The 13,538-nt window shown below is 35.9% G+C and carries 18 protein-coding genes; 8 read left to right on the top strand and 10 right to left on the bottom strand.

What is annotated here, in order from left to right; all coding sequences use genetic code 11:
• Positions 1 to 17: 17 nt before the first annotated feature.
• Together VCM44_RS11675 and VCM44_RS11680 are read right to left on the bottom strand one after the other, a co-directional pair.
• A complete protein-coding gene (locus VCM44_RS11675) occupies positions 18 to 845 on the bottom strand; it encodes a mechanosensitive ion channel family protein (RefSeq protein WP_334678864.1) in 828 nt (275 codons plus the stop codon).
• An 8-nt stretch (positions 846 to 853) separates the two neighbouring features.
• Complete coding sequence (locus tag VCM44_RS11680; protein WP_334678865.1) at positions 854 to 1,561, bottom strand: DUF481 domain-containing protein; 708 nt, start codon at positions 1,559 to 1,561, stop codon at positions 854 to 856.
• Positions 1,562 to 1,922: 361 nt separating this feature from the next.
• Between VCM44_RS11680 and VCM44_RS11685 the strand changes: the two genes are divergently transcribed.
• Entirely contained in the window at positions 1,923 to 2,396 is a 474-nt protein-coding gene (locus VCM44_RS11685; protein ID WP_115361645.1) for a chemotaxis protein CheX, read from the top strand.
• Here the strand turns inward: VCM44_RS11685 and VCM44_RS11690 are convergent, their stop codons facing one another.
• Positions 2,397 to 3,041 carry an O-methyltransferase gene (locus VCM44_RS11690; RefSeq protein ID WP_115361643.1) on the bottom strand — a complete coding sequence of 215 codons (645 nt, stop codon included), beginning with the start codon at positions 3,039 to 3,041 and terminating at the stop codon, positions 2,397 to 2,399.
• A complete protein-coding gene (locus VCM44_RS11695) occupies positions 3,029 to 3,532 on the bottom strand; it encodes a hypothetical protein (RefSeq protein WP_334678866.1) in 504 nt (167 codons plus the stop codon). Before VCM44_RS11695 ends, VCM44_RS11690 begins: the two co-directional genes overlap by 13 nt.
• A gap of 154 nt (positions 3,533 to 3,686) precedes the next feature.
• On the opposite strand from VCM44_RS11695, the gene VCM44_RS11700 reads away from it, so the two are divergent.
• From VCM44_RS11700 to VCM44_RS11710, 3 genes are all read left to right on the top strand, one after another.
• Positions 3,687 to 5,201, top strand: a complete 1,515-nt coding sequence (locus VCM44_RS11700) for a potassium/proton antiporter (RefSeq protein ID WP_334678867.1) — start codon at positions 3,687 to 3,689, stop codon at positions 5,199 to 5,201.
• A gap of 31 nt (positions 5,202 to 5,232) precedes the next feature.
• Positions 5,233 to 6,648 carry an MATE family efflux transporter gene (locus VCM44_RS11705; RefSeq protein ID WP_115361637.1) on the top strand — a complete coding sequence of 472 codons (1,416 nt, stop codon included), beginning with the start codon at positions 5,233 to 5,235 and terminating at the stop codon, positions 6,646 to 6,648.
• 68 nt (positions 6,649 to 6,716) lie between these two features.
• Entirely contained in the window at positions 6,717 to 7,649 is a 933-nt protein-coding gene (locus VCM44_RS11710) for a murein L,D-transpeptidase catalytic domain-containing protein (RefSeq protein WP_334678868.1), read from the top strand.
• Here the strand turns inward: VCM44_RS11710 and VCM44_RS11715 are convergent.
• The 3 genes from VCM44_RS11715 to VCM44_RS11725 all read right to left on the bottom strand — a co-directional run bounded on the left by VCM44_RS11715 (position 7,646) and on the right by VCM44_RS11725 (position 10,195).
• The gene (locus tag VCM44_RS11715; protein ID WP_334678869.1) at positions 7,646 to 8,515 is read right to left on the bottom strand and encodes a mechanosensitive ion channel family protein; all 870 of its coding nucleotides are present in this window, start codon (positions 8,513 to 8,515) and stop codon (positions 7,646 to 7,648) included. The genes VCM44_RS11710 and VCM44_RS11715 overlap by 4 nt on opposite strands.
• A gap of 77 nt (positions 8,516 to 8,592) precedes the next feature.
• Positions 8,593 to 9,486 carry a patatin-like phospholipase family protein gene (locus VCM44_RS11720; protein ID WP_120404213.1) on the bottom strand — a complete coding sequence of 298 codons (894 nt, stop codon included), beginning with the start codon at positions 9,484 to 9,486 and terminating at the stop codon, positions 8,593 to 8,595.
• Positions 9,461 to 10,195 (bottom strand): hypothetical protein, encoded by a 735-nt coding sequence (locus tag VCM44_RS11725; protein ID WP_334678870.1) that lies wholly within the window; start codon positions 10,193 to 10,195, stop codon positions 9,461 to 9,463. Before VCM44_RS11725 ends, VCM44_RS11720 begins: the two co-directional genes overlap by 26 nt.
• A 121-nt stretch (positions 10,196 to 10,316) precedes the next feature.
• On the opposite strand from VCM44_RS11725, the gene VCM44_RS11730 reads away from it, so the two are divergent.
• A complete protein-coding gene (locus tag VCM44_RS11730) occupies positions 10,317 to 10,769 on the top strand; it encodes a PPC domain-containing DNA-binding protein (RefSeq protein WP_334678871.1) in 453 nt (150 codons plus the stop codon).
• Between the two features lie 20 nt (positions 10,770 to 10,789).
• Here the strand turns inward: VCM44_RS11730 and VCM44_RS11735 are convergent, their stop codons facing one another.
• From VCM44_RS11735 to VCM44_RS11745, 3 genes are all read right to left on the bottom strand, one after another.
• The gene (locus tag VCM44_RS11735; RefSeq protein ID WP_334678872.1) at positions 10,790 to 11,344 is read right to left on the bottom strand and encodes a hypothetical protein; all 555 of its coding nucleotides are present in this window, start codon (positions 11,342 to 11,344) and stop codon (positions 10,790 to 10,792) included.
• Positions 11,345 to 11,382: 38 nt separating this feature from the next.
• Positions 11,383 to 11,580, bottom strand: coding sequence for a YgaP family membrane protein (locus tag VCM44_RS11740; RefSeq protein WP_120404215.1), 198 nt, complete (start codon positions 11,578 to 11,580; stop codon positions 11,383 to 11,385).
• Positions 11,581 to 11,662: 82 nt separating this feature from the next.
• Complete coding sequence (locus VCM44_RS11745; RefSeq protein ID WP_115361621.1) at positions 11,663 to 12,280, bottom strand: 2OG-Fe(II) oxygenase; 618 nt, start codon at positions 12,278 to 12,280, stop codon at positions 11,663 to 11,665.
• A 146-nt stretch (positions 12,281 to 12,426) separates the two neighbouring features.
• Between VCM44_RS11745 and VCM44_RS11750 the strand changes: the two genes are divergently transcribed.
• The 3 genes from VCM44_RS11750 to VCM44_RS11760 all read left to right on the top strand — a co-directional run bounded on the left by VCM44_RS11750 (position 12,427) and on the right by VCM44_RS11760 (position 13,523).
• The gene (locus tag VCM44_RS11750; protein ID WP_115361619.1) at positions 12,427 to 12,840 is read left to right on the top strand and encodes a VOC family protein; all 414 of its coding nucleotides are present in this window, start codon (positions 12,427 to 12,429) and stop codon (positions 12,838 to 12,840) included.
• Between the two features lie 32 nt (positions 12,841 to 12,872).
• Complete coding sequence (locus tag VCM44_RS11755) at positions 12,873 to 13,040, top strand: hypothetical protein (protein ID WP_334678873.1); 168 nt, start codon at positions 12,873 to 12,875, stop codon at positions 13,038 to 13,040.
• A 90-nt stretch (positions 13,041 to 13,130) separates the two neighbouring features.
• Positions 13,131 to 13,523 (top strand): hypothetical protein, encoded by a 393-nt coding sequence (locus VCM44_RS11760; protein ID WP_115361617.1) that lies wholly within the window; start codon positions 13,131 to 13,133, stop codon positions 13,521 to 13,523.
• The last annotated feature ends 15 nt before the right edge of the window (positions 13,524 to 13,538 follow it).

The following is a 13,538-nucleotide window of genomic DNA, read 5'->3' on the forward strand; positions in this document are numbered from 1 at the left end:
AAACCTTGCTTATATTTTTACTTACTTTCTTGATATAAGTGAACATCTCTTTGAGGAAATGGTATTGAAATTCCTTCGCTATCAAAAGTTAATTTAACTTGTTCGTGTAGCTCAAAGTGAACAGTCCAATAATCAGCTGATTTAACCCAAGGTCTAACCGCAAAGTTAATAGAGCTATCTGCAAGTGCTAGGACAGCAACTACTGGTGCAGGATCATCTAGAGTTAGAGGGTGATCATTAACTAATTTATTAAGTATTTCCTTGGCCTTCTTAATGTCGTCATCATAGCCAATCCCAAAAACAAGATCCACTCTTCGCACATCTTCAGCAGAGTAGTTAACAATACTTCCTGATGATAGGCCACCATTTGGAAGGATTACTCGCTTATTATCTGGTGTGTTTAGGCTTGTGCAAAATAATCCAATCTCTCTAACTTTTCCCGAATAACCTTGGCCTTCGATAAAGTCACCAACTCTAAAAGGCTTAAAGAAAAGGATAAGAACGCCACCAGCAAGATTTCCTAGAGCATCTTTAAGAGACATACCAACTGCAAGACCAGCGGCACCGAGTAGAGCAACAAAGCTTGTCGTCTTAATACCAACCATACCTACGACTGAGATTAAAAGACCTACCTTTAAGGTAATGCTAATGATTGTTACGATAAACTTTCTAATTGAAACATCAACTTTCTTTTTAGTTAAAACCTTTTGGAAAAATTTCTCAATATAGCTTATAAGTTTTAAACCAACGACAAGTACAATGATGACCTTAACAAGGATAAACCCATATTCGGCCATTAGCTTTGTTACCTTTCCAATATTTGCTTCATTTAATAATTCGTTCATCATCTCTCCTAGAACTTTGCAATCAGACTAAGTGTTGTCTTATAGTCATGCTGATCGCGACCTTCTACTGGCTCATTCTCATATTCCCATAGTACAGCTGATTTTAATGTAAATGTTTTATTGATTAGTGTTAGTAGTGATGGTTCCATTTTTACAATATAGTTTTCACTATTTTCTAAACTTGGAATATATTCTACCCAGTACTTTGCTTCAATTCCTTTCGTGTAGATATAGCTAACTTCAGAATAGAAACGCAGTTTATGCTCATGATTATCTGGTTCGTCTTGAACAAAGTTTTCGCGAGTATAACGATAACCTGCTTCAATTAAGACCTTTAGTTTCTCTTCATCGACTAATTTATATTGAAGACCAATATCGATGTTATTTCTGGCCCAAAAACCTTTGAATTGATCAGACTCAAAAAAGTCTGCAACAAAGATATCAAGGCGAGAATTTAGGTCGTGATCAAATCTTAAAAGAGCGGTCCAATTATCATCATCTAAAACACCATCGGATTCTCCACGTGAGTATGATCCATTAAGTGTGAACTTATTCTTTGGCCATTTATAAGAATTTCGAGTGGCAAATTCATAAGTCTTATTATTTGTATTTCCACCTGAAGTGATAAATGTCAGCTCATCTTCCGAAGTGAATTGCGCAAATGCGCTCGAAGATAAGATTGTAGAAATTAGAAAAGCGTAAACTATTTTAAACATGTAAAATCCTTTATTTATGTAAGTATTCTATATTTATTTTTATAATCATTGGTCTTAAAACTGTCTAATATAATTAACTCAAATTTACTTTGACCTAAGCCTATACAATGTGATGCAGGGTAGTTAATGAGTTAACTTTGTTTTTAACTTCCAAAATACGATGAAAACTGCCAAGTATCTCTGTGTTTAGATAACCATTATTTGTCAGTGATAATTGCCTTGATGAAATATCAGATAGTTAAATAGTTAACTAAAAAAGTCTATTAAATGGATCAAACATGAGGGCAAAATGGGTCTTCATTTGTAGTAAATGCTTTAACCAATTAAAATCAAATTAGTTGATAAGACGGAGATAGTTTTAATGGAGTTGATCGAGCCATTTTTGAATGCCTTGCTAGAAGTATTTAAGAAGCAGTTAAATATTCCTCTACTAGCTGGAGAGGTAAATCCAAATATTGAGTTTTCTGAGGCATTGGAAATTGTAGGTCTTATTACGATAAAGAGCGAAAGGATAACAGGGGAATTAGCAATCTGCTTTCCTAAAAACAGCTACCTAGCAATTTATAACCATATGTTCTCTGAACAAAGAAGCGAGATTTCAGATGATATCTGTGATTCTGCTGGTGAGTTCGTAAATATGGTATTAGGACAAGCTAAGGCCGATATCAATAAGATCACAGGCTTAACAGTTGAAAGAGCAACTCCTGAAGTCATATGTGGTGAAAAGGTTGATGAAAGTCGAATTACAGGGCCTCGTACAGTGACGATTCCATTTCAATTACCTGGCGAAATGAATGAGAAGAAATTCTATATGAGTCTTACCATTGATGAGTAATTACTTTCTTTGAATTAAATAAAGTCCATCTCTTATTGGAAGCATTGTTTTAAAAAGATCATCTCGAGATTCAACGTAGTCATTGAACTCAGCGATTGCATTTACTGACTTGTCCTCACTTGGCATATCATCAGTTGCAACACGTCCTGCTCGTAAAACATTATCAACCACGATAACGCCCTTTGTAGAAAGTAGCTTAAGGGCAAATTCAAGATAATTCTTATAACTGCCTTTATCTGCATCGATAAAAACTAAATCAAAGCTTTGATCAGTTAAACTTTCTAGTACCTGGTTTGCATCACCAAATAAAGCTTCAATTTTTTTACCATGTGGACTTTTATCCCAATAAGATTTTGCAAAAGTATTTATTTTTTTATTCTTATCAATAGTTATCACTTTACCGTCTTCTGGTAAGAACTCGGCCATCGATAGAGCTGAATAACCAGTAAAAGTGCCAATATCAAGAATGTTCTTATATTCATTAAGGTTAATGAAGAAGCCCAAAAGTGAAGCAACTAATTCACCAGAGATCATGTGGCCAAGAGGATGCTTATCCTTTGTATAATCTCCAAGTTGAACACATAGCTCACTTGGAGTATTTGATTTTTTTAAGCAATATTCTTCAACTAATTCTAAATTTTCCATTGAAACTCGATTAATTTATTACCACTGATCTCATCGCACACGCTTGTTAATTCTTTTGAGAGAAATAACATTGAGATATAGGCATTGTATTTAATGATATATTTAAATCCAGGTGAAAGGTAGCGATCAAGACTCTCTTTGAGCTCCAAACACTTAGGTATTTGTGTCATATAAGACTTTTCAAACTTAAGTTGCTTTTGCCCTTTTTGTCTAGAGTAATCAGCACTATAAAAACACTCACCATCACTAGATTCAACATCAAGAATAATTCTTCTCGTTGAGTCTGATATACCTAATTTAGTAAATTGGACCTCTAAGTCCTGAACTTCATAAGGAGCCTCTACCTTATCTCGAAAACTCTTGCAGGCAAAAGTCGTAAAATCAGTAACAAACTTCATATCGTTTGCACTTGGGGCCAAATCTGAGGCACTGACAGAGCATAGAGTTATGGCCAGGAATAAAAAAGAGAGTAGGGATTTTAAAAGCGTCATTTTGTTTGCCTTATTGTTCAATTGTTTGTTAGTTCAAACAATTAATACGCCCTCAAAATCAATCGGTAAAGTGAGTGTGAAAATATTAATAATTAACAAAATAACCCGATGTTTTTACTAAAGTTTTATGCCAATAAACCGATAAGATGCTTTGATGGAGCAGTTTTTAAATAATTTCCTTTTGGGGTCTTCAATTCTTTTACTACTAAGCGTGGTTTTGAGTAAGTCCTCAAGTCGATTTGGTCTACCTGTTCTAATTCTCTTTCTTATTATCGGAATGCTTGCTGGTTCAGATGGAATCGGAGGCATCAACTTTAGCAATTTTGAACTAACTCATTCATTAAGTCTTGTTGCTCTTTGTTTAATAATTTTCACTGGTGGATTTGAAACTCCATTTAATAAAATAAAGCGCGACTTTGGTCGCGGTGTGGCCTTGTCGTCTCTTGGGGTTGTCTTTACAACACTCTTAGTTGGTGGCTTCACTCATCTTATCACTGATATTGGAATATTAGAGTCGCTTCTTATCGGTGCCATTCTATCAGCAACCGATGCAGCTGCAGTCTTTTCAGCTTTTAAAGATCCAAATACCCAAGTAGGTGATGTTAAAAATATTTTAAGATTTGAATCAGGAAGTAACGACCCGATGGCCTACTTTCTTGTTTCCGTTCTGCTGGGCTTTATTGAGCAGGGGATTGGAGATGTAAAGGATACCGCCTTTCTACTTATTTCAAATCCGGCCATTGGACTTGCTGGTGGATGGGTTATTGCTCGTGCATTTATTCTAATTAATAATGTAATAAAACTAGACTACAATGGCCTATACCCTCCATTAACAATAGCTGCTCTCTTCTTGGGTTATTCTGTAACCACAAAGCTAGGTGGAAATGGTTTCTTGGCCGTCTATGTATTTGGGATGATTATTGGAAACAAGAAGATCCTACATAAAAACTTGCTAACACTCTTCTTTGATGGAATGACTTGGCTGTCACAAATCGGACTATTTGTTATGCTTGGACTTCTCGTATTTCCAAGCCGACTACCAAGTATTGCTCCAACTGGTTTGTTAATTGCTGTCTTCCTAACTTTTGCGGCCAGGCCGATTAGTGTATTTCTTTGTCTTGTAAAAAGTCGCTTTAACTTAAATGAAAAGATCTTTGTTTCATGGGCAGGACTTAAGGGTGCAACGCCAATTGTTTTTGCAAGCTTTGCGGCAACTCACATGGGGGAGCGTGCTCACACTATTTTTGATATTGTTTTCTTCGTTGTTATTATTTCTGCCTTAATTCAAGGCTCAACGTTGAAGATAATGGCAAGAAAGCTTGGGCTTATCGTTGAGCAAGAAGATGAAGCGAATTTCCCTGTGGACTTAGAGCTACTTGAGCAAACAAAGCACGGTATCGTTCAACTTGAAATTAGAGAGACTGACTTTGCTGTTGATAATCGTGTTGTTGATCTTGGTCTACCAACTGGCTCTGTTGTGCTCTTCATTAAGAGGCATGGCGCTTTTATTATTCCAGATGGTGCCACTGTATTTGAAAAAGGGGATAAAATTCTTTTAGTAACTAAACTAAAAGAGGAATTAGAAAAAGCTCAAGAGTGTTTTATAAAAAAAAAGATTGAAGATTTGATTGAAGAAGTTGATGATACGGAGGAATTAAAAGTGGCCTAAACTTAGTTAAGTCACGAACTAAAGGATATTTGTGGAAGGAAGAGATCTTACACAAGGATCTGTCATCAAATCTTTATTTAAGTTGTCAGTTCCAATTGTTATGGCAAATTTTTTACAAACGGCCTATCAGTTGACTGATACATTTTGGGTGGGTCGCTTAGGGACAAATGCTATAGCCTCACTTTCACTTTCATTTCCAATTTTATTTCTATTAATTTCTATGGGAGCAGGCTTTGCTGTTAGTGGAACGATTTTAGTTGCTCAGTACACAGGCCAAAGAAATACACCGATGGTTTCTAAGGTATGTCTTCATACCTTAATTATAATACTCGCCACATCAGCTCTACTTGCTGGGATTGCTTATGCAGTTATCCCTTATGTTATTGAGGCAATGACACCAACGGTAGAGATTCAAAAGATTACAACATCATATCTTAGAATATCATTCATAGGTCTTATATTTAGTTATCTTTATATGATGTTCCAGTCTCTTTATCGTGGTGTTGGAGATGTGAAGACTCCTTTTTATATTGTTCTCTTCTCTGTCATCTTAAACTTTATAATCGATCCGATTTTAATTATGGGATGGGGCCCAGTTCCTGCATATGGTGTTGATGGAGCTGCTTTTGCAACTATTTGCACGCAGGGGCTTTCTGCTATTATCGCCTTATATCTTTTAGCAAAAGGAAAAGGTGGAATAAAAATTAATTTTAAAAAAATTGATTTTGATTTCACTCTTGCTAAGAAAATTATTAATCTAGGTTTCCCTGCTTCTGCTGAACAATCTTCACGTGCACTGGCCATGACAATTATGACTTTCCTTATCGCTACTTTTGGAGATGTCGTTCTCGCTGCATATGGAATTGGAATTCGTGTATTAACTTTAATGATTATTCCTAGTCTTGGCTTTGCCATGGCAACATCAACTTTAGTAGGACAAAATATTGGAGCAGGAAAGATAGAGAGAACAAAAGAAGTTACCAGTAAAGCATTATGGGTCATCTTTATTGTTCTAACCATTGCTGGAATTGGATTCTTTATCTTTGCAGAGCAAACATTGCAAATCTTTGTCCCTGGAGAATTTGCCGTCATTAAAGAAGGCGCAGTATTTATTCGCGTTATAGCTCTAACTTTTGGACTCATTGGTGTTCAACAAGTATGTTCCGGTGCCATGAGAGGTGGGGGAAGTCCAATGATCTCGATGATGGTGGCCATCATTTCATTATGGGTAATCAGATTTCCTGTTGCTTATCTTCTTTCAAAACATACTCAATTAGCTCAAGTTGGAATCTATTTCTCATTTGTCGTTGGAAATATTCTTGGTGCGGCAATGGCAATTACAATTATTAAGAAGAATAGATGGATAAAGAACCTAACAGATGTCTTTACACCTCAAGAAAATAAGGTGATGGAAGAGGTCATTAAAGACGATATAGGCTATGAGTAGTCCTTTAAACGTCAACATTCTTTATTAAGTTTCGATCATTTCCTCCGATAAGGAATCTAGGGGGAGATGTGAGGTTATTCTTATTTTCATTGTTATTCATGCAATTATCGATACTTGCAGAAGAGGTTATTCCAACTTCTTACGAGTCAGATCCAGAAATTAGCACTGAATGTGCCCCAAAAGATGTCTTACCAGAGATTCAAATTATTCTTGATGCAATTGATGATGTTTTTGAAGTCACAGATAATATTTATCGTGGAGAAGAATGTAATTTCTTTGAGGACTTTAGAGATCAAGGTGTTCCTGAAGATGCACTAAAGCAGGCTCTACTTTATTATCGAGATCATAAAAATACTTTTAAAAATAAGAATTATATTTCAATTGCAGACTATTCACAAAGCTCTACTCAAAAGCGCTTCTTTCTGTTGAATATGAAAACAGGAGAAGTGGAATATAAGAAAGTTTCTCATGGTAGTGGCTCACTTGGTGGCGTGAAGTATAGTGACGCTACAATCAAAGATGGAAAAGTCATAAAGTCTTCTAATCATAATGGGATGATGAGACGTTGTCGTATCCCTCAAAATTCGCGAACAAGACAAAAGCATGACCAATGGGCAATGACACGTCCAGGCTTCTTTAAAACTGCAAACTTCTATATGTCTGCTTCTCATGACGAAAGGGTTAAGGGTCAAAGAGGTTGGCCAACTTTTAGTGTGAATGGGCGAAACTATAATGGCATGAGAATGGAAGGACTTGTTGATGGAGTTAATGATAAGGCCATGTCACAAGGTGTTGTTATGCATGAAGCTTATTATAATCGAGGAAAGGTTATGGGGCGAAGCTTTGGATGTCCTGCCTTTGTTCCAGGTGAAGGTCGTGATGTAATGGAGAAAATTAGTAATGGCTCCCTCTATTACTCATACGTACCAATAGAGGGATGCCGTGAAGATCATAAGAAAGTTCTGGCCGAAGTTGAAGGCTGGCAACAGATGTGTAATTAGCCTTTATTAACGTCCAAAGAATTTCCAAACTCAAGTGTTCTAATAGGAAATGGGATGGTAATTCCATTTTCATCATAAAACTTCTTAATCGTTTTTACAGCTTCATGACGTGCCTGAAAATATGCATTTCCATTATTGTAGTGAACCCAAACTCTAGCACTTAAATTAATTGAACTATCGCCAAATTCTTCAAAGAAGACTTCAACCGGAATATCATCAATACGGCCATTGATTGAAGATAGGGCATCTTTTGTAACTCGCTCAACCTTATCTAAATCATCGCGATATGAAACACCAACAGCTAGATCAACTCGTCTTCTTGGTGTACTTGTGTAATTGATAAAAGGCTTGGTGAACATATCCTTATTAGGAATAAAAACCTCAAGGCCCTGGAAAGTTGTTACACATGTAATTCTAAATTCTATATTTGTAACTTGTCCGATAATAGTATCGATTTCAATGATATCTCCTAATTGGTAAGGTTCGCGGTAAGCGATAAGAAGACCTGCTACGAAGTTTGCAGCAATTTCTTGAAAGGCAAAACCAAGAGCAATACCAATAACCCCAGCACCGGCAAGAATTGAAGTAACAGTCTTTTCAAGCCCCATTATTTCAAGAGCTGTAAAGACACCAATTAAAATGACAACGATATTTACAATTGAACTTACTAAGTTATTTACTGACCTCTTATAAGAAATTTTTGGAAGTACTTTATTAACTCCCTTTCGAATCACTCCCCCTAGATAGAAGAAGAAAATAAGAACGACAAAGGCAACAACAAGATTGGGAATGTTTTTGATAACGGCTTCATACCAAAGAGAAAGCTTCTCTGTTAGAAGTGAAATCATTTTTTCGTGATTAAACAAATTAAACTCCATTTTAATTTATATCTTAATGATAACGATAAAATTATGAAAAATAAAAAATCATTCTCATAATTTAATTATTTAATAAAAATTTGAGAAAGTTTCTTTTTATAAATATTAGAAATAACGCGCGGTATCCTAAACGGTAGAAACTCAATGATCAGCTTTTTGAGAAACTCGAGATAATTAGCATTGCGATACCATGAAAGACTTGAAAGTGAGTCGATCATTGGCCTATAGCCTTCGTTAATGAGCTCTTCAATACACTTTGAGTTATTAAGACGATTATACTTACTAAGATCCAGAGATAGGATGATATCTGCATCTTGAATTTGTTCTCTTGTTCTTAAGTCAATTGCAATATCCATAGCATTGCTAATTATGGCAAATGTATCATCTGGTTCTTGGTATTTTTGTACACCATTTAAATCAACCGCAACGATAATTCCAGCACCCATTTTATAAAGAGGTGAGACGGGAACATTCTCCGTGATTCCTCCATCGACGAGGGTTCTTCCTTCTATTACTTGAGGAATGAAGGCCCCTGGCACACATACTGAAGCACAAATTGCATCGGCTAAATTTCCTCTGTGAAAGATGACTTGCTCTCCTGTTGAAATATCAGTTGTACAAATTGCAAGAGGGATCTGTGCATCTTCAATATTTACATCTCCCAGGTCCTTGATGATCATTTCCCTGATTGACTTTGTACTAAAGAAGCCTTTCTTTGGAATAGTCCAGCTTATTGAATCTTTATAATTTAGTTTCTTTGCAAGCTCTTGGAAGTCTTCATAATTCTTTCCAAACGCATAGTAGGAAGCGACAATTGCGCCAACACTTGTACCAGATACGTACGATATCTTGATATTTTTTTCTTCAAAAGCTTTAAGTACACCAATGTGGGCAATTCCTTTAGCAGCTCCACCGCCAAAGGCCACACCAATTTTAGTATTTAGAAAGTTCCATCTCATAGTCTAATCTTAACGGAATATGAGGAACATCTCTACATAAAATACCAATTCCTTTTTCTTGAAGAGAGCTAGCCTTTTTGTCGAGATATCTTGCAAAGCTTAATGCTGAGATATTCATCTTAAGATAATTCTTTAGAAGCTTTTGAGGTGACTTAAGGCCAAGGCTTTTGGCATGTTCTATATAGTAAGGAGTTAGATATGATGTACGCCCAAGAGATTCAAGGACGTGTTTAAAGAGGCAATTATATGGCCCATATTTGATCTCATTTGAGAGTTCTTCTTCGATAAAGTCAGTAATATGGTGAAATCTGTCTTCATTTAGCATCTCTTTTAGAGTCTTTTTAAGGTCTTTTGCTCCTATGCTATCAACTTCATTGTACATAAGAGTTGGAGGAGCTTGTTTACCTCGATAGGTTGGTGACTTACTCATTTCAATGAAATCAAGACAGAGAATTGGAATGCCTGCTTCACGATAGGGCCTAAGTTTCTTATTTAGGCTTTTTGAATAAAAGTGGGCGATTTTTTCAGCAAATATTAATTTATTTGAAATGGACTTACTTTTATTATTTGATATTGATGCATAGAGGCCTCTACGCTGGCGATTTTGTTCAATAGCTTCTTTTAAGTGTTCACTAAAACATTCTGATGCAAAAATTATTTGTCCTGAAATAATTGTGAAAAATAAGAGAATTTTACGCATCTTATACATGTATTATGTTTAGCATTGCTTAATGCTAGCGTCCATCAAGCCTAGAAGTTTTTCAGGGTGCAGTGCGGGGGGACTGGAGGCCCTTCTCATTGTATAATTTGTGTAAATTCAGGAGTTTAACATGAAATATATCAAGCAAGAGGAATGTTATTTAATTCGTTTATATAAAGACGAAGATTTATTTTCTGCTCTCGAAGAGTTTGCAGTGGCCGAAGAGCTGTCAGCGGGAATGCTCAAAGGTATTGGGGCATTAAAAGAAGTTGAGTTAGGTTTTTATCACCTTGAGACAAAAACGTACGACAGAAAAGAATTCAATGGAGACTTCGAATTATTAAGTTTGGATGGAAACTTATCATATCTTGATGGAAGGCCATTCTTTCATATTCACACAGTATTAGGTGATGAGGACTTCTCTTGTAAAGGTGGCCATTTATTTAGAGCAAAGGTTGCAGTTACTACTGAAATTTATTTCTTTCCAATAACACAAAGAATAGAAAGAAAAATGGATGAAGAGATAGGCTTAAATTTACTTTCTCTACCAGATGCATTTTCACGCTGTGGAATTAAGGGATAGAAATTAGGACTGAGAAGCTGTTATTTGAGCCACTTGGTAAAGCGGGCGTGATTACTTAGTTGTTTATTCTCTCTTTTAATTTTGAGTCTAACTCTTTGTTCAAGACTTAGTTCACTATAGATTGGCATATCAAGTATTCGACTTTTTGTGCCAATCTCTAAAGTTTCTAAGTCAATATACATAAGTTGATTATTCGTTACAAAAAAGTAATTTAATTCCCAGTTCCAATAATAGCCATATTGAAGAACAAATTCATTAAGACGTTGTTGTAGTTTTTTTGCCTGGCCCGAAATTTCCTTATCGATTTTTTCTTCAACAAGTCTTGTTAATTTTCCGTTTGGAATATCAAAGAGCATTAGAGATTGCGTTTCTTTTAGAAAGGTCGGGAGTTCAGGAAAATCACAGGAGAAATTTCTAAGCATTTCATGAGACTTTTTTTCAATTTCATTTTTTAAAAGAACCATGTAGTTCTCTTTCTTATGCTTCATAAAAAAGAAGTAATAACTACGATCATCAATGTATAAGGATACTTGATCAAAGCCTAGCTCTGATTTGATTAATTCTCTTTCGTTCACAGATATGTCCTCACTCTATAATAGAGTATAACACATATCTACTTTGTGGGATGGGCCTTTCTAGTAGAGAGACCAAGGATTTTATAAGCTGGGCATACTCCTAAAACCCCTGTTATGAGAGGAATTAGACCAATATAGCCCCAGTTACTCTTGGGACCGACAAAAACTAGCGATAATAAGACTAAACCAGCTACGATGCGAAGAATGCGATCTGCATTTCCTTCATTAGTTTTCATTTTAGGCTCCTTTGAAATATTTCTTATTATGAAATCTTTATTTCATATTAATATTAATAAGGTTTAAAATTTCTTGATCTTTCTATGCTCTCATCCACCCCGTTAGAGAAAGTCTTGGCATATGAGCAGTCAGAACTTCATGGGGTAAGTCTTCAGAGATAAAAATCAAAAGTCGACCTTCTTTTGGCCGAATTGTATCAAGAACATTTTCGTGATGATTAAAATCATAGAGAACAACCTCTCCACCATCTCCATCATTCATATCATTTAGATAGAGAATAACACTTAGACGCCTCAAACCTCTTCCTCGATGCTGATCAACATGCTTCTTATAGAAGGCACCAGTATCGTAGAAGGCAAAGTGGCCCTCATAATTTCTAATCCCGAGATAGAAGAGAGGGTTTAAATAATCTTTTAATTGGTTAAGAAAGCTAAAATATTCTTTCAAGGCATTAGTCTGCTCATTTGTATCAGAAGAGATCCATGAGATTTTATCTCTTCGGATATGCTGATCAAGTCGTTTTGTGAGTTGTCTGCCAACTCTTGCTTGATCAAATTCACCAACTTCAAAACGACTAAGTGCTTCATCTTTTAAAGCACGCACTAGTTCGTTATTAATGAGTGTATCACTCACATAGTATCGATTCTTTGCTAGAGAATCGACAAGCCTATCAAGCTCTTTCATTTTAAATGTTCTCACAAGGCGCTTTATCAAAAAAGGCACCGAAAAAAGTGGCAGGAAGGATGGCCACTAAAACTGGATCAGAAAACTGATAAGAAGATTTATGCTGGAAACCTATCTAAGTCAATAAAAATGTAATAGCATTAAATAAAATAGGATCGATTATGATAAAAGCACTTTCTCACTTAGTGATAACATCATCAGATGTTATTAATATTTCAAGGTTTTTTACGGCCGTCTTCGAAGTTGAGGCCCATTTTGCAAATGAAGACTTCGCTGACTTTGTTCTACCAGACAAGAGTCGCGTGGCCTTTTTTAGGCCAGTGGGCAAGGCCAAAGACTATTTTGAACTCATTGATAATCCCGCTCAAGTCTCTTACGGAGTTACGGTTGAGAATGTGGACCAATTCTATGAGCAGCTTATGAACTTAAAGTCTGAGTTTAGCTTTGAAGTAAGTGGGGAGCCAAAGGATCATCCTTGGGGAGAAAAGAGCTTCCTACTCATTGATCCGGACAAAAATCGCTGGGAAATTACCCAATCTCCTAGTAAAGACGGGCACTTAGTGAATCTGGACTAAAGAACTCAACCAATTGTGTCGATAAAGTAATTATGCTTAATATGAAATTTGCGACACCATTATTCTTGTTAATATTGTTCACTGCCTTTATTGGATCATTCATGCAATATGATGATGCCGATGAAGTAGCAACCTCCCGTGGGCCAGCTTCGACAACCTTGGGCCAAGAAGGGCCATTGATGTATGAGTGTGATATCTAATTATTATATGTCTTTCATATTTTTAATATAATTGTGATTTTGTTTAGTCTTGGATAAAAATGCCTCGAATTAAAAATTACGAGGTTGAAAATGTTGAAAGCGAAAAGTGTTGTTGTTCTATTATTAATGATTGTTTCAAGTGTCGCTGCTGGTCAGGTTGTGGCATGTCCTGAGTTAAATAATGTGGATCTGGCCTCAAGCTATGATCGTGATGAGTATATAGAAGTTCATTCTGAGAGTTTACCAAAATTAACAAAAGAAGAGTTCTCAAAGTATCCAGCATTTAAAGAATTTGATTATGAATATTGTGCAGATGCACTAGTTCTTAAGCAATTAGAGGCAACTCAAACAGGAAATATCTATACAATAGTTATCTCTATGGAAGACCATTGCGATGGTGGGAATTCATATGGAAATATTCTCGACGAAAGTGGAGAAATTGTTCTTGGAAGTATCGGAGACTCTTTTATCTCATGTTTCTAGCAGTTACGCTTCCAA

This window comes from Halobacteriovorax sp. DPLXC-1 (assembly GCF_036903125.1).
In the GTDB taxonomy this organism is placed as follows: Bacteria; Bdellovibrionota; Bacteriovoracia; order Bacteriovoracales; family Bacteriovoracaceae; genus Halobacteriovorax_A; species Halobacteriovorax_A vibrionivorans.

Excerpts from the sequence above, each read along its gene's own strand:
- VCM44_RS11675 (WP_334678864.1), bottom strand. The coding sequence starts at position 845 with ATGAACGAATTATTAAATGAAGCAAATATTGGAAAGGTAACAAAGCTA.
- VCM44_RS11680 (WP_334678865.1), bottom strand. The coding sequence starts at position 1,561 with ATGTTTAAAATAGTTTACGCTTTTCTAATTTCTACAATCTTATCTTCG.
- VCM44_RS11685 (WP_115361645.1), top strand. The coding sequence starts at position 1,923 with ATGGAGTTGATCGAGCCATTTTTGAATGCCTTGCTAGAAGTATTTAAG.
- VCM44_RS11690 (WP_115361643.1), bottom strand. The coding sequence starts at position 3,041 with ATGGAAAATTTAGAATTAGTTGAAGAATATTGCTTAAAAAAATCAAAT.
- VCM44_RS11695 (WP_334678866.1), bottom strand. The coding sequence starts at position 3,532 with ATGACGCTTTTAAAATCCCTACTCTCTTTTTTATTCCTGGCCATAACT.
- VCM44_RS11700 (WP_334678867.1), top strand. The coding sequence starts at position 3,687 with ATGGAGCAGTTTTTAAATAATTTCCTTTTGGGGTCTTCAATTCTTTTA.
- VCM44_RS11720 (WP_120404213.1), bottom strand. The coding sequence starts at position 9,486 with ATGAGATGGAACTTTCTAAATACTAAAATTGGTGTGGCCTTTGGCGGT.
- VCM44_RS11725 (WP_334678870.1), bottom strand. The coding sequence starts at position 10,195 with ATGTATAAGATGCGTAAAATTCTCTTATTTTTCACAATTATTTCAGGA.
- VCM44_RS11730 (WP_334678871.1), top strand. The coding sequence starts at position 10,317 with ATGAAATATATCAAGCAAGAGGAATGTTATTTAATTCGTTTATATAAA.
- VCM44_RS11740 (WP_120404215.1), bottom strand. The coding sequence starts at position 11,580 with ATGAAAACTAATGAAGGAAATGCAGATCGCATTCTTCGCATCGTAGCT.
- VCM44_RS11750 (WP_115361619.1), top strand. The coding sequence starts at position 12,427 with ATGATAAAAGCACTTTCTCACTTAGTGATAACATCATCAGATGTTATT.
- VCM44_RS11755 (WP_334678873.1), top strand. The coding sequence starts at position 12,873 with ATGCTTAATATGAAATTTGCGACACCATTATTCTTGTTAATATTGTTC.
- VCM44_RS11760 (WP_115361617.1), top strand. The coding sequence starts at position 13,131 with ATGTTGAAAGCGAAAAGTGTTGTTGTTCTATTATTAATGATTGTTTCA.